The organism is Aminobacter carboxidus (genome assembly GCF_014863355.1).
GTDB lineage: Bacteria > Pseudomonadota > Alphaproteobacteria > Rhizobiales > Rhizobiaceae > Aminobacter > Aminobacter carboxidus.
Genome location: NZ_JACZEP010000001.1, coordinates 15656 through 37478 on the forward strand (window position 1 = coordinate 15656; position 21823 = coordinate 37478).

19 protein-coding genes are annotated in these 21823 nt (G+C 63.4%); 12 read left to right on the plus strand and 7 right to left on the minus strand.

Features of this window, described 5'->3' with window-relative positions; all coding sequences use genetic code 11:
* The first annotated feature begins 21 nt into the window (after positions 1–21).
* The 5 genes from folD (at position 22) to IHE39_RS00095 (ending at position 6176) form a co-directional block, all read left to right on the plus strand.
* Positions 22–918 carry a bifunctional methylenetetrahydrofolate dehydrogenase/methenyltetrahydrofolate cyclohydrolase FolD gene (gene folD, locus IHE39_RS00075; protein WP_184771420.1) on the plus strand — a complete coding sequence of 299 codons (897 nt, stop codon included), beginning with the start codon at positions 22–24 and terminating at the stop codon, positions 916–918.
* 71 nt (positions 919–989) lie between these two features.
* Positions 990–1952, plus strand: coding sequence for a GlxA family transcriptional regulator (locus IHE39_RS00080; RefSeq protein WP_067967057.1), 963 nt, complete (start codon positions 990–992; stop codon positions 1950–1952).
* Positions 1953–2027: 75 nt separating this feature from the next.
* Complete coding sequence (locus tag IHE39_RS00085; RefSeq protein ID WP_192565088.1) at positions 2028–3686, plus strand: vWA domain-containing protein; 1659 nt, start codon at positions 2028–2030, stop codon at positions 3684–3686.
* Between the two features lie 514 nt (positions 3687–4200).
* Positions 4201–5730 (plus strand): ABC-F family ATP-binding cassette domain-containing protein, encoded by a 1530-nt coding sequence (locus IHE39_RS00090; RefSeq protein WP_192565089.1) that lies wholly within the window; start codon positions 4201–4203, stop codon positions 5728–5730.
* Between the two features lie 95 nt (positions 5731–5825).
* Positions 5826–6176, plus strand: a complete 351-nt coding sequence (locus IHE39_RS00095; protein WP_192565090.1) for an MliC family protein — start codon at positions 5826–5828, stop codon at positions 6174–6176.
* A 44-nt stretch (positions 6177–6220) separates the two neighbouring features.
* Here the strand turns inward: IHE39_RS00095 and edd are convergent, their stop codons facing one another.
* The 3 genes from edd to zwf form a co-directional block, all read right to left on the minus strand.
* Positions 6221–8044 carry a phosphogluconate dehydratase gene (gene edd / locus IHE39_RS00100; RefSeq protein ID WP_192565091.1) on the minus strand — a complete coding sequence of 608 codons (1824 nt, stop codon included), beginning with the start codon at positions 8042–8044 and terminating at the stop codon, positions 6221–6223.
* A gap of 152 nt (positions 8045–8196) precedes the next feature.
* Positions 8197–8898 (minus strand): 6-phosphogluconolactonase, encoded by a 702-nt coding sequence (gene pgl / locus IHE39_RS00105; RefSeq protein ID WP_192565998.1) that lies wholly within the window; start codon positions 8896–8898, stop codon positions 8197–8199.
* Positions 8899–8903: 5 nt separating this feature from the next.
* The gene (zwf, locus tag IHE39_RS00110) at positions 8904–10373 is read right to left on the minus strand and encodes a glucose-6-phosphate dehydrogenase (RefSeq protein ID WP_192565092.1); all 1470 of its coding nucleotides are present in this window, start codon (positions 10371–10373) and stop codon (positions 8904–8906) included.
* Between the two features lie 186 nt (positions 10374–10559).
* Here zwf and comJ point away from each other — a divergent pair, with 186 nt between their 5' ends.
* Positions 10560–11012, plus strand: a complete 453-nt coding sequence (gene comJ, locus IHE39_RS00115) for a competence protein ComJ (protein WP_192565093.1) — start codon at positions 10560–10562, stop codon at positions 11010–11012.
* 36 nt (positions 11013–11048) lie between these two features.
* Here the strand turns inward: comJ and IHE39_RS00120 are convergent, their stop codons facing one another.
* Complete coding sequence (locus IHE39_RS00120; RefSeq protein WP_192565094.1) at positions 11049–12395, minus strand: hypothetical protein; 1347 nt, start codon at positions 12393–12395, stop codon at positions 11049–11051.
* 159 nt (positions 12396–12554) lie between these two features.
* On the opposite strand from IHE39_RS00120, the gene IHE39_RS00125 reads away from it, so the two are divergent.
* From IHE39_RS00125 to IHE39_RS00145, 5 genes are all read left to right on the plus strand, one after another.
* Complete coding sequence (locus IHE39_RS00125; RefSeq protein ID WP_491844514.1) at positions 12555–13307, plus strand: SDR family oxidoreductase; 753 nt, start codon at positions 12555–12557, stop codon at positions 13305–13307.
* A gap of 109 nt (positions 13308–13416) precedes the next feature.
* Positions 13417–14541: a beta-ketoacyl-ACP synthase III gene (locus tag IHE39_RS00130; RefSeq protein WP_192565096.1), complete on the plus strand. Its 1125-nt coding sequence runs from the start codon at positions 13417–13419 to the stop codon at positions 14539–14541.
* A gap of 255 nt (positions 14542–14796) precedes the next feature.
* On the plus strand, positions 14797–15180 hold the full coding sequence (locus IHE39_RS00135; protein WP_184771400.1) for a hypothetical protein: 384 nt from the start codon (positions 14797–14799) through the stop codon (positions 15178–15180).
* Positions 15181–15267: 87 nt separating this feature from the next.
* Positions 15268–15942, plus strand: coding sequence for a response regulator (locus IHE39_RS00140; RefSeq protein ID WP_184771398.1), 675 nt, complete (start codon positions 15268–15270; stop codon positions 15940–15942).
* On the plus strand, positions 15939–17420 hold the full coding sequence (locus IHE39_RS00145) for a sensor histidine kinase (protein ID WP_192565097.1): 1482 nt from the start codon (positions 15939–15941) through the stop codon (positions 17418–17420). Before IHE39_RS00140 ends, IHE39_RS00145 begins: the two co-directional genes overlap by 4 nt.
* Positions 17421–17552: 132 nt before the next feature.
* On the opposite strand, the gene IHE39_RS00150 is transcribed toward IHE39_RS00145, so the two are convergent.
* Both IHE39_RS00150 and IHE39_RS00155 read right to left on the minus strand, forming a co-directional pair.
* Positions 17553–18839 carry an NAD(P)/FAD-dependent oxidoreductase gene (locus IHE39_RS00150; protein ID WP_192565098.1) on the minus strand — a complete coding sequence of 429 codons (1287 nt, stop codon included), beginning with the start codon at positions 18837–18839 and terminating at the stop codon, positions 17553–17555.
* A 113-nt stretch (positions 18840–18952) separates the two neighbouring features.
* Positions 18953–20389 (minus strand): glutamine synthetase family protein, encoded by a 1437-nt coding sequence (locus IHE39_RS00155; RefSeq protein ID WP_184771392.1) that lies wholly within the window; start codon positions 20387–20389, stop codon positions 18953–18955.
* Positions 20390–20527: 138 nt separating this feature from the next.
* Between IHE39_RS00155 and IHE39_RS00160 the strand changes: the two genes are divergently transcribed.
* On the plus strand, positions 20528–21238 hold the full coding sequence (locus IHE39_RS00160) for an HAD family hydrolase (protein WP_192565099.1): 711 nt from the start codon (positions 20528–20530) through the stop codon (positions 21236–21238).
* 3 nt (positions 21239–21241) lie between these two features.
* Here IHE39_RS00160 and IHE39_RS00165 read toward each other — a convergent pair whose 3' ends face one another.
* Complete coding sequence (locus tag IHE39_RS00165) at positions 21242–21604, minus strand: response regulator (protein WP_343070035.1); 363 nt, start codon at positions 21602–21604, stop codon at positions 21242–21244.
* Positions 21605–21823 lie beyond the last annotated feature (219 nt).

The window sequence follows — 21823 nt, forward strand, 5'->3', positions numbered from 1 at the left end:
ATGCCGCAGACGGAGTAAGCCATGGCTGAGATCATTGACGGAAAGAGTGTCGCAGCCGAGGTCGTCGAAGGCGTCAAGAAATCCGCGGCCACGCTTGCCGCGCATGGCGTGAAGCCGGGACTGGCGGTGGTCATCGTCGGCGAGGATCCGGCGAGCCAGGTCTATGTCGCCAACAAGTCGCGCACCGCCAAGGAGTGCGGTTTCCATTCGGTCCAACACACGCTTGCCGCCGAGACCTCCGAGGTCGAACTGGTCGCGTTGGTCAAAGCGCTCAATGCCGATGCCGCGATCCACGGCATTCTCGTCCAGCTGCCGCTGCCGGGCCATATCGATGCCGGCAAGATCATCCAGACGATCGCGCCCGACAAGGATGTCGACGGCTTCCACTTCATCAATGTCGGTAAGCTTGCCACCGGCGAGCTCGACACAGCACTGGTGCCTTGCACGCCGTTCGGCTCGATGCTCCTGATCGAACGCAAGCACGGCAAGGACCTGTCGGGTCTCAGTGCCGTCGTCGTCGGCCGTTCGAACATCGTTGGCAAGCCGATGGCCAACCTGTTGCTCGCCGCCAACGCCACGGTCACTATCGCCCACAGCCGCACCAGGGATTTGCCGGCACTGTGCCGGACCGCCGACATTCTGGTCGCAGCGGTCGGGCGGCCGGAAATGGTGAAGGGCGACTGGGTCAAGCCAGGTGCGACCGTCATCGACGTCGGCATCAACCGCATCCCGGCACCTGAAAAGGGCGACGGCAAGTCCAGGCTGGTCGGCGATGTCGACTTCGCCTCGGCCGCGACAAATGCCGGTGCCATCACGCCGGTTCCTGGTGGCGTCGGGCCGATGACAATCGCCATGCTGATGGCCAACACACTGGTGTCGGCCTATCGCCACGCCGGCCTCGAACAGCCAGGCTTTTGAATGACCGCGGCGTTGTTGAAACCGGCGCCGCTTCCTTGCTCATATCGGCCCGTTCTGTAGATTTGGTCGCGATGTCAGAGCCCCACCCCGAAGGCCGCCAGTTCGCTTTCCTGCTGGTCGACAAGTTCTCGATGTTCTCGCTGGTTGCCGCTATCGACACGTGTCGGTCGGCCAACCGCCTGCTCGGCCGCGATGTCTATGGCTGGACGACGGTATCGGCCGATGGCGAGGCGGTCATCGCCTCCAATGGGCTGCCGCTCAAGGTCGACTATTCGGTTGCCGACGTGCCGGCTGTCGACATCATGTTCGTCTGCGTCGGCGTCGCCACCGAATTTCCCGGCAAGAGCAAGGTGCTCGGCGCGCTCCGCTCCTGGGGACGGCGAGGGGCGGCCCTGGGTGCGCTTTCGGTCGGCTCCTATCTGTTGGCCGAAGCCGGCCAGCTCGACGGCTATCGCTGCACGATCCACTGGGAGAACCGTGCCGGCTTCATGGAGAAATTTCCCGATATCGAGTGCACTAACAACGTCTTCGAGATCGACCGCAAGCGCTACACCTGTGCCGGCGTCACCACCTCGATCGACCTGATGCTCGAGATCATCAAGCGCGACTTCGGCGCCAACCTCGCCAATGAGGTTGCCAACCAGTTCCAGCATGAGCGCATCCGTTCGGCCGGCGACCGCCAGCGTGTTGGGCCCGAGCGCGATCTCACCGGCAAGTCGGACAAGCTCAAGCGCATTGTCGAACTGATGGCCGACCATCTCGACGAACCCTTGTCGGCGGTGCAACTGGCCAAGACCGCCGGGCTGTCCGTCCGCCAGGTCGAGCGGCTGTTCCTGCGCCACCTCAACGTCACGCCGGGGCGCTACTACATGCGGCTCAGGCTTGAGCGTGCCCGTGAACTGCTGCGCCAGACCAATATGCCGATCCTCGACGTGGCGATCGCCACCGGCTTCACCTCGCACTCTTATTTCGCCCAGAGCTACCGGTTGCAGTTCGGCCGCCCGCCGAGCGAAGAACGCCGCACCACCTATTGATCGGCCTCAGGGTTGTCAGCCCAAGGGGCGTTGTTTAGCTTCGCTGCAATCAAACCTGAATCGGCGAGGGGTAGCATGAAGGCGATTACACGAGGCATCCTGGCGTCCGTCCTCATGCTTTCAGGATTGGCATCGGCTCATGCCGCCGACCGCGCCATCATCGTGCTCGATGCGTCCGGCTCGATGTGGGGCCAGATCGACGGCAAGCCCAAGCTGGAGATCGCCCGCGAAGCGCTGCGCTCGGTGCTGACCACCATTTCAGCCGACACCGAACTCGGGCTGATGGCCTATGGCCATCGCGAAAAGGGCAGTTGTTCGGATATCGAGCTGGTGGTGCCGCCGGCGTCCGGCTCGGCATCTGCCATCACCGCTGCCGCCGACAGCATGAAGTTCCTCGGCAAGACGCCATTGTCCGCCGCAGTCAAGCAGGCCGCCGAAGATCTCAAATACACCGAGGACAAGGCGACAGTCATTCTCATCACCGACGGGCTCGAGACCTGCAACGCCGATCCTTGCGCGCTGGGCAAGGAACTCGAACAGTCGGGCGTCGATTTCACCGCCCATGTCGTCGGTTTCGGGCTCACTGCCGAAGAAGGCAAGCAGGTCGCCTGCCTGGCCGAAAACACCGGCGGCAAGTACATCCAGGCGACCGACGCCAAGGGCCTGGAAGATGCCCTTGTGCAGACGGTTGCAGCGCCCGCACCCGCGCCGGCGCCCGAACCAGCACCCGTGCCGGAACCGGCCAAGTCCGAGTTCAACTTCATCCCCGAACTGACGCTGGCCGAAGGCGGAGCCCCGCTGAAGGACGCCGGCAACGCCTGGGAAATCTACAAGGCCAATGCCGACGGCTCCAAGGGCGAGCGCCTTACCACAGAATACAACAACTACAAGGGATCGCTGGAAGCCGGCGCCTACGTCATCCGCGCGACTCTCGGCGAAGCGGCCGTCGAACAGCCGCTCAAGGTCGAGGCGGGCCAGGCCTACACGCCGCTTTTCGTCCTCAATGCCGGCACGCTTGTCATCAGGCCGCGCCCCAGCGAAGGCGCCGACATCGTCGATGGCGCCGCTGTCGTGATCGATTTCCCAGGTAGCGATCACCCCGCGACCTACTACGGCCAGACCAAGGTCGTTCTTCCCGCAGGCGAGCAGAAGGTAAAGGTCACCATCGGCCAGGGCGAGGCCAATGAGACGATCCAGCTTGCCGCTGGCCAGACCGTCGAGAAGGACGTCATCGTCGGTGTCGGTCATGCGGTGGTCAACGCGCTATACGCGGCAGGCGGCGAAAAGGTCGATGCGTCCGGGCTCGACGTGAGGGTCTTCAAGGCTAAAAAGAAGATCGACGGCAGCCGCGAACAGGTGACCCACGCCTTCGGACCCGATTCCAAATTCGACCTTCCAGCCGGCGATTACGTCGCTGTCGTCAAGATGGACCAGGTCGAGGCCGAGCAACCCTTCAATGTCAGGGTCGGCGAGCGTGGCGACGTGACTGCGATCCTCGACGCTGGCGTTTTGGCCATTAGCGCACCGGGCGCCAAGACGATCAGGGTGTTTGCCGCCAAGAAGGATATCCAGGGTAACCGCAAGGAATTCGGTTACGAATACAAGGATACCCACCAGACGACCTTGCCCGCTGGCGACTATGTCGTCGAGGCTGATCGCGAGGACAATGGCGGCAAGAAGGAAGGGGCTGCGACCGTCAAGGCCGGCGAGCGCAGCGAGCTAACGATCCAATAGGCTGGAGCGCAGCGAGCTAACGATCCAATAGGCTGGAGCGCAGCGAGCTAACGATCCAATAGGCTGGAGCGCAGCGAGCTAACGATCCAATAGGCTGGAGCGCAGCGAACTTACGATCCAGTAGGCTGGAGCGCAGCGAACTTACGATCCAGTAGGCTTGCAAGCTGCGGCAGGCGCGGCTATCTAAGGCGCGCAACTCGAACGACAAAGGAGGGCTGCGTGTACACGTTTTTTCGTCACCACCGTCAGCGCGGCCCTGTCCACGCCCTGCAAATGCGTTTGCAGGGCTGACCTCGGACGAAGCGCCAACCGCATCGGCCCAAAAATCGGCTTCGATTTTGGAACCTACGATGCGGGATCAATCCAGCGTATCTCTCTCCCGGTCTGCCCTTGGTGGTGATGCGGTGCCGAGCCTTGGGCTCGCCCGCATCTGGACAACTCACCGGACCTGGTTCCCCACGGCATCTCGCAACAGCGGATGCGGGCGAAGGTCCGGCCAGACCAGAGAACTGACATGGCTTTGATCAATCTGAGGTCGCTCGGCGTAACGCTCGGGGCTTCGCTCTTTTCCAATCTCAACCTTTCCATCGAACCGGGCGACAGGCTCGGCATCGTCGCCGCCAATGGCCGCGGCAAGTCCACGCTGCTGCGCTCGATCACGGGTGCCTTCGAGCCGACGACGGGCGACATCACCCGGGCACGTGGCTTGCGCGTCGGCCATGTTGAGCAGGACGTACCAGTCAGCCTGGTCGACATGGCATTCCATGACGCGGTTCTCGCCGCACTTCCGGCGGATCAGGCCGAAAGCGAAAGCTGGCGCGTCGACATTGTGCTCGACGAGCTCGATGTGCCAGAAGAGATGCGCCAGCGGCCATTGTCGAAGCTGAGCGGCGGTTGGCAGCGGCTGGCAATGCTCGCCCGCGTCTGGGTGACCGAGCCCGACATGCTGTTGCTCGACGAACCGACCAACCATCTCGACCTTGCGCGCATAGCCCAGCTCGAAAACTGGCTGAACGCGCTGCCGCGCGACGTGCCGGTGGTGATTTGCAGCCACGATCGCGCTTTCCTCGATGCGGTGACCAACCGGACGCTTTTCCTCAGACCTGAGAACTCGCAGGTCTTTTCTCTGCCTTACTCCAGCGCGCGGGCAGCACTCGATGAGATCGATGCCTCGGAAGCGCGTCGCTTCGAAAAGGACATGAAGACGGCGCAGCAATTGCGGCGACAGGCGGCCAAGCTCAACAACATCGGCATCAATTCAGGCAGCGACTTGCTGGTGGTGAAGACCAAGCAGCTGAAAGAGCGAGCCGAGCGGCTGGAGGATGCGGCGCGGCCTGCCCATCAGGAACGTTCAGCCGGCGCCATCAGGCTCGGCAACCGCGGCACGCACGCCAAGGTGCTGGTCACCTTCGACGATGCCGATGTCACCACGCCTGATGGAACGCTGCTGTTCCGCACCGGCAAACAATGGCTCCGCCAGGGCGATCGCATCGTCCTGCTCGGCCGCAATGGCACTGGCAAGACGCGGCTGGTCAACATGGTCAGGCAGGCCATCGGCGCGCCGGAAAACGCCAGGGACGTGGTCAAGGCGACGCCCTCGCTTGTGCTGGGCTATGGCGACCAGGGCCTGTCCGATCTCAAGGACAGCGACGCGCCGCTGTCGATGCTGACGCGCCGCTTCGCGCTTGGCGAGCAGCGCGCCCGCACCTTGCTTGCCGGGGCCGGCCTGACTGTCGAGATGCAGGGCAATCCGATCGGCCGCCTCTCGAGTGGCCAGAAGGCACGGCTTGGCATGCTGGTATTGCGGCTGACCAACCCCAACTTCTACCTGCTCGACGAGCCGACCAACCATCTCGACATCGACGGGCAGGAGGCATTGGAGGACGAACTGCTGAAGCACGAGGCGAGCTGCCTGCTCGTCTCGCACGACCGCAGCTTCGTCCGTGGCGTCGGCAACCGCTTCTGGCTGATCGACAAGAAGCGCCTGGTCGAGGTGGAAAGCCCGGAAGGCTTCTTCACTGATGTGGCGAAGAACGGCGCTTAGCCCCAAGGCACTAGACGGGGCCTGCCAGAGCTTCGGCTTCGGCAGGCCTGATCGACCGTGCTATCGTTTGCATGACGATAATTCAGGAGACTGTCATGCGCTTGAGCCTCACTGCAATCGGCCTCGCTGCCGCGACCACTGCGGCAATGGCTTCGACCGTGACGCTGGAGCTGCCGGGCGATGCAAAGGTCGAGCACAACTTGATCGCCTACAAGTGCGTCGATCAGGCCGTGAAGGCCGAATACATCAACGCTGGCGACAATTCGCTCGCCGTGCTCACGATCGGCGATCAGACGGTCGTGGCCGTAACCGTTCTTAGCGCCAGCGGCGCCAGATATGCCGGTCAGCAGTTTATTTGGTGGACCAAGGGCGACAACGCCGATCTCTACGACCTGACCAAGGGCGAGGACGCGCCGGCGACGTTGTCATGCGAGGCGGTGAAGTAGCGAGAGGCTCGACCTCGGGGTAGAGCCTCAGAGCTTCGAGCGGGCTAGGCCGTGCCGAATGCACTTGCGCCGTGGTCGGCGCGACCGGCCATCTGGCGGAAGCCGGCGAACAGTTCGCGGCCCATGCCGTGCTCGTTGCCGGACAGGTCGCAGACCGGCTCAGGACGCAGTGCCAGATCGCCGGCGGGAACCAGAACCTCCAGCGTGCCGGCCTCGGCGTCGAGCCTGACGATGTCGCCGTCATGGACGCGACCGATCGGCCCGCCTTCGAGCGCTTCGGGGGTGACGTGGATCGCCGCCGGCACCTTGCCCGAGGCGCCCGACATGCGGCCGTCGGTGACGAGCGCCACCTTGTGGCCGCGGTCCTGCAGGATGCCGAGCACGGTGGTCAGCTTGTGCAGTTCTGGCATGCCATTAGCCTTGGGGCCCTGGAAGCGGATGACGGCGATGAAATCGCGGTCGAGCAGGCCGGCCTTGAAGGCGTCGTTGAGGCCCTGCTGGCTATCGAACACCAAAGCCGGCGCCTCGATGATGCGGCGCTCGGGCTTGACCGCCGAGGTCTTGATGATGGCATGGCCGAGATTGCCGCCGAGAACCTTCAGACCACCGCTTGGCTGGAACGCCTTTGCAGCAGGTGCCAGCACCTTCTCGTCGCCGCTGACCTTGGGTGCGGCTTCGCGCACCACCGAGCCGTCGGCGCCGAGCTTGGCTTCGACAGCATAAGGCCGCAGGCCTTCGCCCCACACGGTCTGCACGTCTTCATGCAGCAGGCCTTCGTCGAGCAGTTCGCGGATCAGGAAGCCCATGCCGCCCGCAGCCTGGAAGTGGTTCACGTCGGAAAGTCCGTTCGGATAGACGCGGGCGAGCAGCGGCACGACGTCTGACAGGTCGGAGATGTCCTGCCAGGTCAGGCGGATGCCGGCGGCTGCCGCCATGGCGATCAGGTGGATGGTGTGGTTGGTCGACCCACCGGTCGCGTGCAGGCCGACGACGCCATTGACCACCGAGCGTTCGTCGATCATGCGGCCGACCGGTGTGTAGGCGTTGCCGAGATGGGTGATCGCCAGCGCCCGCCTGGTCGCCTCGCGGGTCAGCGCGTCGCGCAGCGGGGTGCCCGGATTGACGAAAGATGCGCCCGGCGTGTGCAGGCCCATGATCTCCATCAGCATCTGGTTCGAGTTGGCGGTGCCGTAGAAGGTGCAGGTGCCCGGGCCATGGTAGGACTTGGACTCGGCCTCCAGCAACTCGGCGCGACCGACCTTGCCCTCGGCATAGAGTTGGCGGATCTTTGCCTTCTCGTCATTGGGTAGGCCCGAGGTCATCGGGCCGGCCGGCACGAACACCGCCGGCAGGTGGCCAAAGGTCAGCGCCGCGATCACCAGGCCCGGCACGATCTTGTCGCAGACGCCGAGATAAACGGCGGCGTCGAACATGTTGTGGCTGAGCCCGATGGCAGCCGACATGGCAATCACGTCGCGCGAAAACAGCGACAGCTCCATGCCCGGCTGCCCTTGCGTGACACCGTCGCACATCGCCGGCACGCCGCCCGCCACCTGGGCGATGCCGCCGGCTTCGCGCGCCGCATCCTTGATCAGTTGCGGATAGGTTTCGAACGGCTGATGCGCCGACAGCATGTCGTTGTAGGAGGTGATGATGCCGAGATTGGCGACCTTGTCGCCGCCGAGCGCCACCTTTTCCGACGGGCTGCACACGGCAAAGCCATGGGCGAGGTTGCCGCAGGACAGCACGCCGCGGTTGGCGGTCTTGCCGGCAGCGCCGGCCACGCGGCCGAGATAGATCTCGCGGCTGACCTTCGAGCGTTCGCGAATGCGCTCGGTGATGGCTTGGATGTCGTTCCTGGCTGTCATGGCCTCAGTCCTTTCAACGCGGTGCCCGAACCGGGAGGAGCTTCGGGCTGGCATGGACCGGCAGACGGCGCGATTGCGCCGGACCATGCACGATTTCGGCATTCGCGGCGCCGCAGCCCCTCAGGGGGGGGCACGGCGCGGCCGGGCTCCGATCAGGGCGCCCAGTAGATCTCGGCAGCGCGCGGCGCCCGGTCGATCACGGTGCGGATCGGCAGCGGCTCTTCGGCTGCCAGTGCCGCCTCGATGACGTTGCGCTTCTCAGCACCTTCGATGTGGATGACGACAAGCCCGGCATTGACCAGCGCAGGAAGCGTCAGCGTCAGCCTCGGCTCGCCGGCGGTCTGTGCATGCACCGGCATGACGATCCGGGTCGAAGCCGGGTCGAGCAGGACGTCGAGGCTCTGCGCATCGGGGAAGAACGAAGCGGTGTGGCCATCGCCACCCATGCCGAGGATCGCCGCATCGAGCGGCCAGGGCAGGGTCTTCAGCGCGGAGTCCGCAAGGTGTGCGCCGTCCTCGACAGTCGTTGCCTCATGGAACAGTGGCGCGAAACGGGCGGCGGACGCTGCGTTCTGCAGCAAGTTGGCCTTGGCAAGCGATGCGTTGGAACGCGACGAGGTCTCGGGAACGAAACGCTCGTCGACCAGTGTCACCGTGACTTTGCCCCAGTCGAGCTCTTCGCGCGACAAGGCTGCGAAGAACCGGCCGGGCGTCGAGCCACCGGAAACGGCCAGGAACGCTTCGCCGCGCCGCGAGATCGCCGTGCGCAGGACTTCGGCGACAACATCCGCCAGCGAAGCCGCCAACGCGTCGCGCGTCTCAAACTCGTTCCAGTGGGGCGCAATGCCAGCCATGGCGCTCAATTGCTCTCGTGCCAGGTGCGGCCGTCACGCTCGATCAGCGCGATCGAGGCGGAAGGTCCCCAGGTGCCGGCGGTGTAGCCCTGGGCTTCCTGGCGGCTGCCTTCCCAGGCATGCTGGATCGGGTCGATCCACTTCCATGCCGCCTCGACCTCGTCGCGGCGCATGAACAGCGTCTGGTTGCCACGCACGACATCCATGATCAGCCGTTCATAGGCATCTGGGGCGCGTCCGTCGAAGGACTGCGCAAAGCTCATGTCGAGCGGGATCTGGCGTAGGCGCATGCCGCCCGGACCCGGATCCTTGATCATGATGAACTGCTTGACGCCCTCGTCGGGCTGCAGGCGGATGACCAGCTGGTTGTTGAAGATCGGCCCGGCGCTTTCGCCGAAGATCGAGTGCGGGATCGGCTTGAACTCGATGACGATTTCGGAAACGCGCGATGCCAGCCGCTTGCCGGTGCGCAGGTAGAACGGCACGCCGGCCCAGCGCCAGTTGGCGATTTCGGCCTTGATGGCGACGAAGGTTTCGGTGTTGCTCTCGGCGCCTAGCTCCTCGACGTAGCCCTTGACCGGCCCGCCGGCCGATGCACCGGCGCGATACTGGCCGCGCACCGTCTGCTTGGGCGCCTCATTGCCGTTGACGCGCTTAAGCGCGTTGAGAACCTTGAGCTTTTCGTCGCGCACCGCATTGGCCTCCATCGAGGCCGGGGCCTCCATGGCGACGAGGCAAAGCAGCTGCAGCATGTGGTTCTGCACCATGTCGCGCAGCGCACCCGCCTTGTCGTAATAGGTGACGCGGTCTTCCAGGCCGACTGTTTCGGCCACCGTGATCTGCACGTGGTCGATATGCGCCGAGTTCCACAGCGGCTCGTAGAGCGCGTTGGCGAAGCGCAGCGCCATCAGGTTCTGCACCGTCTCCTTGCCGAGATAGTGGTCGATGCGGAAGATCTGGTGCTCGCCGAAATCGTCGCCGATGATGTCGTTCAGCGCCCGGGCCGACTCAAGGTCACGGCCGATCGGCTTTTCCACCACGATGCGCGAATCCGGGGTGACCAGCTTGTTTGCCTTGAGGTGGTCGGAGATGTCGCCGAACAGGCTGGGCGCCACCGCGAGATAGAAGACGCGGATGCGCTTGCTGTCGGCAAGCGACTTCTTGAGTTCGGCGAAACCGTCGCCAGACTTGGCATCGACCGTGACGTAGCTCAGCCTGTCGAGGAAGGTCGCAAGTTCCTTTTCCTCGATGTACTCAGGCTTCACGTGATCCGAGATCGCCTTCTTGGCGAAGGCCCGGAATTCCTTGTCGTCCATCTTGGTGCGCGATGCGCCGATGATGCGGGTCGGCTCGGAAAACTGGTGGTCGCGCTGGCGGTGATAGAGTGCTGGCAGCAGCTTGCGCTCCGACAGATCGCCGGTGCCCCCGAAAATGATGAAGTCGAAGGGTTCGACGGGGATGATCTGGCTGGTCATGTTCTATCCGTTTTCAAGACGGTCGCGATGTCGACGCCTGATATAATCTAATCGATTTAAAAGTTCTAGCCCAAAAGCCAGCGCCACGGTGTCACAGCTACAACACGCTGTTACAGGTACAAGTTGACAGTGGGCCAGCTGAGAGGGCTTGTCGATAGTGTCGGGCGCAGAGTCAGGGAGGCCGGAGTGCAAGGGTCGCAAGTACTGGAAGTATCTTACGGCCAGATCAGCGTATTCGACGCGGCGACGTCGACACCATTCAGCCTGTGGGAAGATCGACATGTCCATCAGGGGTTCACCTGGCGCGAAGGCGCCGTGGGTTTCAGAACCATGGCTGAGAATGGCCCCTTTCACGTGACGCTGACGGAGGGTTCAACCGGCGTGTCCGAAAGCAGCGTGCTGCTTGTCGATGTTCCGTTTCTCAGTCGGAGCGGCAAGGTGGTGGTCGCAAGCGTTGCCGATGAGTTCGAGGTACGAATTGCCGCTGGTTCCTATCAACTGCGATACGGCTGCAGCGCCGACCACCGGATCGTTCTCGACTGGACGCAGTGTATCAAGCCTGTGTTCAGGGTGACCAGATCTGATCGGCCGATCCCGAACGACAGCGACTTGTTGCTCGTGGCGCACCCCGCTTTGTAATGCACCGGCACTACCCCAAAGCTCTACCTGCCAGCTCTACCTGATAGGCTCCAGCAGGGCGTCGATCGTGTCGTTGCGGTCGGCAAGCGCCGGCCCGGCCGAGAGACTTTCCGGTCCGCCTGCCACGATGGCAGGAGGCGCGGGGCAAACCGGCGGGACGGGAATCGTGCCGTCGTTGAACGGTGCCTCGCGGGCGGTGACCGTCGCGCACATGCGTTCGATGCCGGCCTGCAGTTGCAGCGAGTAGTCGAGCGGCCGCGCGAGCACCGCCGTTTGCGTGCCGAAGTAGCGTGACTCACCGTCGAACACACCGCCGGCGAAGACGTCGCGAAAATACTCCAGCAGTCGGCGTTGGTAATCGATCGGCGTTGCCGGTTGCCGTGGCAGGTTGCCGAAATCGTCGCTGCGCGGATATTGCGCCGAACCGTGGCAGGACACGCACGAGCTGATCTGGTTGTCGGCCGGCCCGTTGACGCGCCCGCCCCAGCCAAGCTCCTTGCGCGCCGCCCAGCCGTAGATCTTGCCTTCGAGCGTTTCGTTGAGCACGTTCTGGCGCAATTGCCCCGGCGGCGGCACGAAGCGGTCGTTGCCCCAGCTCAAGCCGACCGGCACCAGCTTTTTCCATGGGTCGGTGCCGGGTTCGGTGCCCTGATAGACGAAGGTGCCGAACACCCATCCGGTCTGCAGCGAGCGCGGATCGCGCACGGCTATGTCGATCTGGTAGAGGCGCAGCTTGCCGATGCGGTTGGGAGCTCTGCCGATGTCGCCGTCCCATTCGGGCGCGCCGGCGACATAGGCGATGTCGGCTGCCGTGGCGGTGGTGAACAGCAGTTTGAACGACGTCGTGCCGACGGGAAAGTAGATGTCGTCGATCCTGGGGCTGCACGGATCGCTCCACACTTTGGCGAAGGTCGTGGCCCCGAGCGCGTTGTAGAAGCCGACTGCCCAGGTGTCGAAAGACTTGGTCACACCTTCGGCCAGCTGTTCCGGATCGGTCGCGCGCTCCTTGGTCAGACCGTGCAGGAACTCCCGTCCCGAATTGCCCGGATGCATCCACAGCGCATGGTACCAGTTGCGCACATTGTTGTTGGCGACGTTAAAGTCGACGGCGATATTACCTTCGAGCGAATAGTCGAGCACCGCCTGGATGTAGGCGCGCCAATCCTGGGTGAAGTCGATCGACAGGAAGGCCGGAGGCAGCTCGCTGGTGCTTGCGGGGAAGTCGAAACGGCCCTTGAAGCCTTGCGCCTCGGCGAATCCAGGCGGTATTCCGCGCTTCTGGTTGTAGCTCGGCACGACGCAGGCAGCATGCGCTGCTTGCTGGAAGCTGAAGATCAAACCTGCGTTTATTGAAAACAATGCAAATAAGAAACGAAGTTTCATGTTTGCGTCCCCCACCCAGAGGCAGGCAATTACTTTAGGATTATTTCAAGAATGCCGCAAGTCGGGCGCCTGCCAGACCTCGCTTGTCTGTTGCTGGCGGACGCGTTTATCCTTTTCGATAAGGGGCTGGTGACAGGATTCGATTCGAAGGGACGTAACGTGGCGGACAGGCTGAAGGACAAGGTCGCGATCATCACCGGCGGTGCTGCCGGTTTCGGCGAGGGCATGGCCAGGCGTTTTGCCGAAGAGGGCGCCAAGATCGTCGTCGCCGATCTGAATGCCAGGGAAGCCGAGCGGGTTGCATCCGAGATCGGCAACGGCGCAATCGCAGTCACCACCGACGTGTCGCAACGCGTCGAATTCGACGAGCTGGTCTATGCCGCCAAGAGCGCTTTTGGCCGCATCGACATCATGGTCAACAATGCCGGCTACACCCATCGCAACGGCGACCTCGTCGATGTCGAGGAAGATGTCTTCGACCTGATCACCGCCGTCAACATGAAGGCGATCTACCACGCCGCCCGCGCCGTGGTGCCGATCATGGAGCGCCAAGGCGGCGGTTCGATCCTGACCACCGCTTCCACCGCTGGCCTTAGGCCGCGTCCTGGGCTGACCTGGTACAACGCCTCCAAGGGCTGGGCGATCACCGCCACCAAGTCGATGGCGGTGGAACTGGCGCCGAAGAACATCCGCGTCAACTGCCTGTGCCCGGTCGCCGGTGAGACCGGGATGCTGGAAAAGTTCATGGGCAAGGACACGCCGGAAATCCGCGAGAAGTTCAAGGCTTCGATCCCGCTCGGCCGCTTCTCAACACCCCTCGACATCGCCAACGCCGCTCTGTTCCTCGTCTCTGACGAAGCCTCGCTGATCACCGGCGTTGCCATGGAAGTCGACGGCGGGCGCTGCATTTGAGCGCTTCTGCCGCGAGGTAACCGCGCGTTCGACCTGAAATTGTGGTCGCAAAGCTTGACCGACGCTGCCTGAACCCTATTCCAATGGCTCAAAACCAACGGGAAACGCCATGCACAGGGTTGCGATCAGCGGTACCGGCATCTTCACGCCGGAGGAAATCATCACCAACGCCGAGTTGGTGGCCTCCTACAACGAGTATGCCCACCGCCAGAACAAGCTGCACGCCGACGCCATCGAAGCCGGCGAGCGCGAGCCGATGGCGATGTCGTCGGAAGAGTTCATCGTCAAGGCATCCGGCATCGAGCGCCGCCATGTCGTCTCGAAGTTCGGCATTCTCGATCCGGGCATCATGCACCCTGTGCTGCCCGAGCGCACTGAGGACGAACTGTCGCTGATGGCAGAGATCTCGGTCAAGGCGGCCGATGAGGCGCTGAAGAAGGCAGGCCTGACTGCCGCCGACATCGACGCCGTCATCTGTGCTGCCTCCAACCACGAGCGCGCCTATCCGGCGGTTGCCATAGAGGTGCAGCAGGCGCTCGGCATCAAGGGATTTGCCTTCGACATGAACGTCGCCTGTTCCTCGGCGACCTTCGGCATCCAGCTTGCCGCTGACATGATCCGCACCGGCTCGGCCCGCGCCATCCTGATGGTCAATCCCGAGATCACCTCCGGCCACCAGGAATGGCGCGACCGCGACTGCCACTTCATCTTTGGTGATGTCTGCACCGCCGTCGTGCTGCAGCGCGCCGACGAGGTGAAGGCGGACAACGCCTACGAGGTGCTGGCGACGCGTTGCCTGACCGAGTTCTCCAACAACATCCGCAACAACAACGGCTTCCTGCGCCGCACCCGCGAGGGCCACATGGCTGATCGGCGCGACATGCAGTTCCACCAGGAGGGTCGCAAGGTCTTCAAGCAGGTGGTGCCGATGGTTGCAGAACTGATGCTCTCCCATCTCGCCGAACAAGGCATCGCGCCGGCGGATCTGTCGCGGCTGTGGCTGCACCAGGCCAACAAGGGCATGAACGACCTGATCGGCTCGCGCGTGCTTGGCCGCGAGCCGACCCGCGAAGAGCAGCCCAACGTGCTGCAGGACTACGCCAACACCTCGTCGGCTGGCTCGATCATCGCGTTCTCGAAATTCTCCAACGACCTGCCATCAGGCTGCCTCGGCGTGATCTGCTCTTTCGGTGCCGGTTACTCCGCCGGCAGCGTCATCGTCAGGAAGCTCTAGGCTTCTCCACAAAGCCTCTCGACCACCCGGTTGGCCATGCGTTCGCAGCGCCAGCCGTTGAACGGAAACTGTCTTTTCGATGGCGGTTCGCATCAGCCGGCGCGCCCTGAACAGCGACGTCTCGCTGTCTCGGGCTTGAGCCCGGAAATCGTCGTGTCGCGCAACGCGCCGCGTCTCGCCTTTTCGTCCTGCAATGTAGATGCAATCTTGGCAGCGTAGCTGCCCAGGAACATCATTCACAACCTGGGATCAGACATGTCTCTCAGCACTGCACGCCGCGTTGTCGGCACACTCGCTGTCGCCGCCGCCATCTTCCTGGCCGGCTGCCAGTCGGACGTCATGAAGGGCTATATCGGCCAGCCGCTGGAGTCGGTCATCATCGACTACGGCCCGCCCACGTCGGTGATCGAACTTGGCCGCGGCCAGCGCGCCTATCAGTGGAGCAAGATTTCGACAAACGCCGTTGCCGGCACGACGAGCGGCGAGTACCGCGACACCAGGCGCGGCACGCGTTATGAGGAGATGACGACTCCGGGCTATGTCGAGGAGCAGGAATGCTTCTACACGTTCTACGCCACCCGGTCCGAAGGTCGCTGGTACATCACCAATTTCCGCAAGCCGAAGCTGGAATGCGAGTAGCGGCATAAAGGTCCTGCCGTCCCGGTGGCTGGCCATGCCGCCACCGGTTTCGGCCCTGGCCTGAGGTCTGATCGAGGGAATACGTGCATGCGCATTTTGCTGCTCGAGGACGAGCCGGAGATGGCTTCGGTGCTGAAGTCGGCGCTGGCACGTCGCAATGTCATCGTCGATCACGTCGCCACGCTCGCTGATGCCGAAGCGGCGGCCGAGTTCGGGCCTTACGATGCCATCGTTCTCGATCGCCGCGTGCCGGATGGCGAAGGCCTCGACCTGATCCCCAAGCTGAGGGCGCTGCGTGTCGACGCGCCCGTCCTGATGTTGACCGCGCTCAGTGGTCTCAATGACCGTGTCGCCGGTCTCGATGCCGGCGCCGACGACTATCTGGTCAAGCCGTTTGCCGTTGAAGAGCTGATGGCGCGCCTGCGCGCGCTGCACCGCCGCCCGGTTGCGCTACGGTCCGAGCAGACAGTGATTGGCCGTCTCACCTACGATTTCCACCATCGTGAGGCGAGCGTCGGCGACAAGCCGCTGGAACTGCTGCGGCGCGAGCAGCTGGCGCTGGAAGCACTGCTCCGCCGGCCCGGCCGCACGGTCCTGCGCGCCACGCTCGAAGAATCTGTCTACGCCATGGACGACGAGATCGGTTCCAACGCGCTCGATTCCCATGTCTCGCGCCTGCGTCGCAAACTCGACGATGTCGCTGCAGGGGTCGAGATCAGGGCGATCCGCAATCTCGGCTATCTCTTGCGCGCCGTGGCATGAAGAAGTTGCGTCCCACTTCGCTGCAATGGCAGCTCGTGCGCAGGCTGATCCTGCTGCAAGCCGCGACCTTGTTCACCTTCGTCGGTCTCATCTGGCTGGTGCTGTTCCTGCTCGAGCCGCGCCTGCTCAGCGACAACGAAACCGCCGTGGAGGCTGTATCCGGCGCCGTTGCCAGGGATGCCAGTGGCAACCTCTCCTTGCGCGACACCAAGGAGATGCACGAGGCGCGGAAGAATTATCCCAATCTCTGGTTGGTCGTTCGTGACGAGGCGGGCAAGACCTTGCGACTGGGTGAGGTCCCGGACGCCTATGCCGGGGAAGACCTTAGAATTCCGTGGGGCGTCGAGTACGCATTCCTGCGTTTCCCGGTTTATGACGTTCGGCCTGATTCTATCCTGGCCAATCGGCAAACCGCCGCGGGAGCGGTACAAATCCTTACGTCGACAATTCTGTCCCGCACGGAGACGAACGGCGTCGACGTCACATTCCAGGTCAGTCTCGACGGAACCCGTAACGCCGATGGACAGATCGAGTGGATGAAGATCGGTCCCACGGTTGCGCTGATCATCGTGGCGTTTCTCGCGCCTTTCTTCATCGTCATGGGGGGCACGACCCTCGTCGCCACGCCGACGGTGGTCCGCCGCTCGCTTGCCGGTCTTGTCGCGACCGCCACGCAGGCCGGCCGGATCGACATCGACAATCGTGGCGTGCAACTGCCGACCGCCAACGTGCCGGGCGAGGTCGCGCCGCTGGTCCAGGCCTTCAACAACGCGCTTTCCCGTCTCGGCCAGGGCTACGACCAGCGCAATCGGTTTCTGACCGATGCCGCCCACGAATTGCGCACGCCGATCGCAATCCTGCGCACCCGCGCCGAACTTTTGCGCGAGGACCCCGAAAGCGCGCGCTTGCTAAAGGACATCGAGCGCTTGTCGCATCTGGCGCAGCAACTGCTCGACCGTCAGGTGCTCGACCAGTCGGCAGGCGCGCGCGAAATCGTCGACCTTGTCGAATTTGCACGCCATCTCGCCGCCGACTTCGCGCCGCTGGCGCTGTCTGCCGGCTACGACTTTTCCTTCGAGCCGGCGGCTTCGATCGTGCTGGTCAACATCCAGCCGTCGCAGATCCAGCAGGCCGTCACCAATCTGCTGCGCAACGCCATCGACCACGGCGGCGGCGAGGGCATCATTTCGGTCGTGGTGGACGCCAAGGGCGGGCTGGAAATCCACGACGAAGGCCCTGGTATTCCCGACGACGAACATGAGCGTGTCTTCCAGCCGTTTTATCGCTTGCGCCCGCGCAACAGCGGTGCCGGTCTCGGGCTCAACCTTGCTCGCGAGATCGCCCGGCTGCATGGCGGCAGCATCGAAATCCTGGTTGGTCAGTGGCGCGGTGCCCGCATCAGGCTGCAACTGCCGCTGCTGCAAGGGCAAGCGGGGTTTCTCGGCGCGAAATCCGATCTGGCAAGGCAAGGCAGTTGAGCACGTCGACGAGCCGCCCAAGACGGCGACACGGCTCAGATTGGGCTTTGCCTTGACCTCGGCGGTCGGCTTGTCTTGCGCCTCGCTCCATCACAGGTCGCTGGTGGCGCATTCTTCGAACAAGCGCTGGCGCTATATCCTGTCCCTCAGCGCAAACCAGTTGAGGGCGAGGAACAAAAGCGGCGTGCGGAAGCGCCGGCCGCCGGGGAAGGGCGGGATCTTCAACTCTTCGATCAACTTGAGACGGTCGCGGTTGCCGGCCACCGTCTCGGCATAGAGCTTGCCGAAGAAATTCGACAGCATGACGCCGTGGCCGGAATAGCCGCCCATCGAAATGACGTTGGGCATCACCTCGCGTACGAACGGCTTGCGCGGCACGGTGATGCCGACATAGCCGCCCCAGCCATGGGTGATCTCGACATCCCTCAGCGCGGGGTAGATCTCGGTGATCTGCTTGCGGATGTGGATGTGGATGTCCTTGGGATCGTTGACGCCATAGATCTCGCGCCCGCCGAACAAAAGCCGTCCGTCCCTCGACTTGCGGAAGTAGCGCACGACGAAGCGGGAGTCGTCGACCGACTCGCCGCCGGGGATGACGTTCGAATCCGCGCCCAGCGGCACGGTGGCGCCGATGAACGAGCCGATCGGCATGATGTGGGAAGCACTCACCGGCTCCAGCTTGCCGCCATAGGCGTTGACCGCGATCAGGCATTTCTGCGCGGTGATGGTGCCGCGCGGCGTCGTCACCACGACCTTGCCGCCCTGCGAGGTGATGCCGGTTGATTGCGTGTTTTCGAAGATGTAGGCGCCGGCGGCGGCCGCCACGCGCGCGGTGCCGATCACCAGCTTGAGCGGATGGATATGGCCGGTACCGGTGTCGCGCGTGCCGCCGTAATAATGCGTCGAGCCGAGACGCTCTGCTGTCTCTTGCGCGTCCATGAAGCTGACATGCGGATAGTTGAAGCGGCTGGCCATGATTTCGGCATGGGCCTTGTAGTCGTCGACATAACGCGGCTTGTGCGCCACCGACATCTGGCCCGGCATGTAGTCGATGTCGATGCCATTGGCGGCGGTGAACTCGAGCAGGTGTGCCTTGGCGTCCTCGGCCAGGTCGAACAGCGCCTTGGCACGGGTGAAGCCAAGCTCGCCTTCAAGCTCTTCGGCCCAGGCGCGCTGGCCGGTGCCGAGTTGGCCGCCATTGCGCCCCGAGGCACCGTCGCCGAAGCGATGCGCCTCGATCAACACGACATTGGTGCCGGCTTTGGCGAGATGCGTCGCCGCCGACAGCCCGGTGAAGCCGCCGCCGATGATGACGACGTCGGTCTGCCTGTCACCGTCAAGGGCCGGATAGTCCGGGCGGGTGCCGGCAGTGTCTTCGTACCAGGAAAGGCCGGGAGAGATAGGGGAGAGGTAGGGCATGATGCGGAGAGGTCTCCGGTAATCTTCGAGCAGCTGGCGGCGAATGGTGAGCAGTGAGCAGTGAGAAGCGCGAGGCCTCTCTATTCGCTACTCACTATTCCCTATTCGCCCGTTTAAACGTTGAGCAGCAAATACTCCCGCTCCCACGGACTGATCACTTCCATGAAGGTCTCGAACTCCGCCCGCTTGATCGCCGCGTAGGTGGTCGCAAACGATTGCCCCAGCAGCGACGTCAGCTCTTTGTCGCCCTCAAACAGGTCGACTGCTTCGAGCAGGCCGCGCGGCAGGTCGATCTCGTCCTCGTTGGCGGTCGTCAGCACAGGCGCTTCCGCCGGCAGCTTGTTTTTGAGGCCGATCAGTCCGCAGGCAAGCGATGCCGCCAGTGCCAGATAAGGATTGGCATCCGACGAGGGGATGCGGTTTTCGACACGGCGGCCGCCCGGATCGGAACGCGGTACACGGAAGGCCGTGGTGCGGTTGTCGTAGCCCCATTTGTTGTTGACCGGAGCCGAGGCTGCCTGCGTCAGCCGGCGATACGAGTTCACATATGGTGCAAACATCACCAGCGCGTTCGGCACGTGCTTTTGCATGCCGCCGATGAAGTGGAAGAACGCATCGGTTTCCGAGCCGTCCGCGGCCGCAAAGATGTTGTGGCCGGTCTTCTTGTCGATGATCGACTGGTGGATATGCATCGCCGAACCCGGCTGGCCCTGGATCGGCTTGGCCATGAAGGTGGCGTAGATGTCGTGTTTCAGCGCTGCCTCGCGGATGGTGCGTTTAAACAGGAACACTTGGTCGGCGAGTTCGATCGGGTCGCCGTGGCGCAGGTTGATCTCGAGCTGGCCGGCACCTTCCTCGTGGATCAGTGTGTCGATCTCCAGGCCCTGCGCCTCGGAGAAGTGGTAGATGTCGTCGATGAGTTCATCGAACTCGTTGACGCCGGCGATCGAATAGCCGGCACCGCCGCCGATGGGACGGCCCGAGCGGCCGACTGGCGGGGTCAGCGGATAATCCGGGTCGGGGTTCTTGCGCACGAGGTAGAATTCGATTTCGGGCGCGACAACGGGCTTGAGGCCGAGCTTGTCGTAGGCCGCCACCACGCGCTTCAGCACGTTGCGCGGGGTGAACTCGACATTGCGCCCGTCCTGGTGGACGAGGTCGCAGATCACTTGAGCGGTTGGATCGTCCTCCCAGGGCACCACCGACAGCGTCGACAGATCAGGCACCAGCTTCAGGTCGCCGTCGTCCTCGGGATATTCGAAGCCATTACCGTCTTCGGGATAGCCGCCGGAGATCGTCATCATGAACGGTGCCGACGGCAGCGCCAGCGCGGTGTTGGAGGTGAACTTGCTCGACGGCATCATCTTGCCGCGGGCGACACCGGCCTGGTCAGGCGTGATGCACTCTATGTCTTCGATGCCCCGCCATTCCAGCCATTCGGAGGCTTCCTTCCAGTTCTTCACCCCACGCTTGTTCTTCACGAATGCAGGCGTGCGGGCGCGAGCCCCCCGAGTGGTCGGACGGACTTCCTTCTTGGCAGGCGGCATCATTCACCAGATTGTCGTTGCAGATTGTTGAGTATAGCCGTGCCCCTCGAAGGAAGAAAAGGGGGGGCTGACAAGCGATTCTGATGGCTTGCGGGCGTCAAATTGCTGGTTTTGGCCCAGTTTCTGAACTAGACGAGCGCAATGACCTCCATCTCGACCCACCTTTCCACCATCGGATTCGATGCCGACGACACGCTGTGGCAGAACGAACAGTTCTTCCGCCTGACGGAAAAGCATTTCGCCGAATTGCTTGCCGATCATGGCGAGGAACAGCAGCTGATGTCGCGCCTGCTCGAGGCCGAAAAGCGCAACCTCGGCACCTACGGTTTCGGCATCAAGGGTTTTACCCTGTCGATGATCGAGACCGCGATCGAGGTGACGGATGGCCGGGTGCCAGCTTCGGTGATCGAAAAGATCCTGGCGGCCGGCCGCGAGATGCTAAGCCATCCGATCGAGACCCTGCCGCATGTCCACGGCACGCTCGAAGCGCTCGCTGGCCGCTATCGCCTGGTGCTGATCACCAAGGGCGACCTGTTCGACCAGGAGCGCAAGCTGGCGCAGTCGGGCCTCGGCGATTTCTTCAATGCCGTCGAGATCGTCAGCGACAAGTCGCGGCCGACCTACGAGCGCATCTTCGCCCGCCATGGCGACGGGCCGGCGCGCAGCATGATGATCGGCAATTCGCTCAAGTCCGACGTCGTGCCGGCGATCGAAGCCGGCAGCTGGGGCGTCTACATCCCCCACGACCTGACCTGGGCCTACGAGCATGTCGACGAACCGACCTCAGCCGAGCGCTTCCGCAAGCTCCAGCATCTCGGCGAGCTGTCGGAGCTGCTGAAGGCCCTCGGCTGACGCTCAGCAGCGGCCCAGCAATTTTTCGACGACGGGCTGCAGCCGCTCCGGTGTGATCGGCTTGGCGACGACGATGTCGACCGCGCTCGACAGCGACAGGCTCTCGGGCGTGCCGGCGCGGTTGGACAAAAGGATCACCGACGGCAGGTTGCTGCCAGAGGCCAGTCGCAGCGACAGGATCGACTGCATCAGCCCATCGCAATCCTTGTTGTCGCTGCCGCCATCGAGGATGATCGTGCCTGGCGCCATAATACGCAGCATCGCCATTGCGGTGTCGGGCGCTTCCGAGATCGTCTTGAGCCCGGAGCGTTCGACGATCTTGGCCACGACGACCCTGTTGATCGGCGAGCGGCCGACGACAAGCACTCGAGTAAGATCCGCGACGTGGCGATCGGGAGTGCGCGCACTCTCATCCGGACCGCCGTCCGAATCTGGGTCTTTCCATTTCATTGGCTTAGCCGACAGCTGAGGGGCGTCTGTTCAATGCGTGGTTGCGTTCGGTTCCTTACGTTCGCGTCAACTGCCGGAAGTGTCAAGTAATACGCTGGAAACGGCATTCGACTTTAGTCGTAGACGATAGAATTT

Excerpts from the sequence above, each read along its gene's own strand:
- folD (WP_184771420.1), top strand. The coding sequence starts at position 22 with ATGGCTGAGATCATTGACGGAAAGAGTGTCGCAGCCGAGGTCGTCGAA.
- IHE39_RS00130 (WP_192565096.1), top strand. The coding sequence starts at position 13,417 with ATGCACAGGGTTGCGATCAGCGGTACCGGCATCTTCACGCCGGAGGAA.
- edd (WP_192565091.1), bottom strand. The coding sequence starts at position 8,044 with ATGACAGCCAGGAACGACATCCAAGCCATCACCGAGCGCATTCGCGAA.
- zwf (WP_192565092.1), bottom strand. The coding sequence starts at position 10,373 with ATGACCAGCCAGATCATCCCCGTCGAACCCTTCGACTTCATCATTTTC.
- IHE39_RS00135 (WP_184771400.1), top strand. The coding sequence starts at position 14,797 with ATGTCTCTCAGCACTGCACGCCGCGTTGTCGGCACACTCGCTGTCGCC.
- IHE39_RS00145 (WP_192565097.1), top strand. The coding sequence starts at position 15,939 with ATGAAGAAGTTGCGTCCCACTTCGCTGCAATGGCAGCTCGTGCGCAGG.
- IHE39_RS00120 (WP_192565094.1), bottom strand. The coding sequence starts at position 12,395 with ATGAAACTTCGTTTCTTATTTGCATTGTTTTCAATAAACGCAGGTTTG.
- IHE39_RS00160 (WP_192565099.1), top strand. The coding sequence starts at position 20,528 with ATGACCTCCATCTCGACCCACCTTTCCACCATCGGATTCGATGCCGAC.
- IHE39_RS00150 (WP_192565098.1), bottom strand. The coding sequence starts at position 18,839 with ATGCCCTACCTCTCCCCTATCTCTCCCGGCCTTTCCTGGTACGAAGAC.
- IHE39_RS00140 (WP_184771398.1), top strand. The coding sequence starts at position 15,268 with ATGCGCATTTTGCTGCTCGAGGACGAGCCGGAGATGGCTTCGGTGCTG.
- IHE39_RS00085 (WP_192565088.1), top strand. The coding sequence starts at position 2,028 with ATGAAGGCGATTACACGAGGCATCCTGGCGTCCGTCCTCATGCTTTCA.
- IHE39_RS00080 (WP_067967057.1), top strand. The coding sequence starts at position 990 with ATGTCAGAGCCCCACCCCGAAGGCCGCCAGTTCGCTTTCCTGCTGGTC.
- IHE39_RS00155 (WP_184771392.1), bottom strand. The coding sequence starts at position 20,389 with ATGATGCCGCCTGCCAAGAAGGAAGTCCGTCCGACCACTCGGGGGGCT.
- pgl (WP_192565998.1), bottom strand. The coding sequence starts at position 8,898 with ATGGCTGGCATTGCGCCCCACTGGAACGAGTTTGAGACGCGCGACGCG.
- IHE39_RS00095 (WP_192565090.1), top strand. The coding sequence starts at position 5,826 with ATGCGCTTGAGCCTCACTGCAATCGGCCTCGCTGCCGCGACCACTGCG.
- IHE39_RS00090 (WP_192565089.1), top strand. The coding sequence starts at position 4,201 with ATGGCTTTGATCAATCTGAGGTCGCTCGGCGTAACGCTCGGGGCTTCG.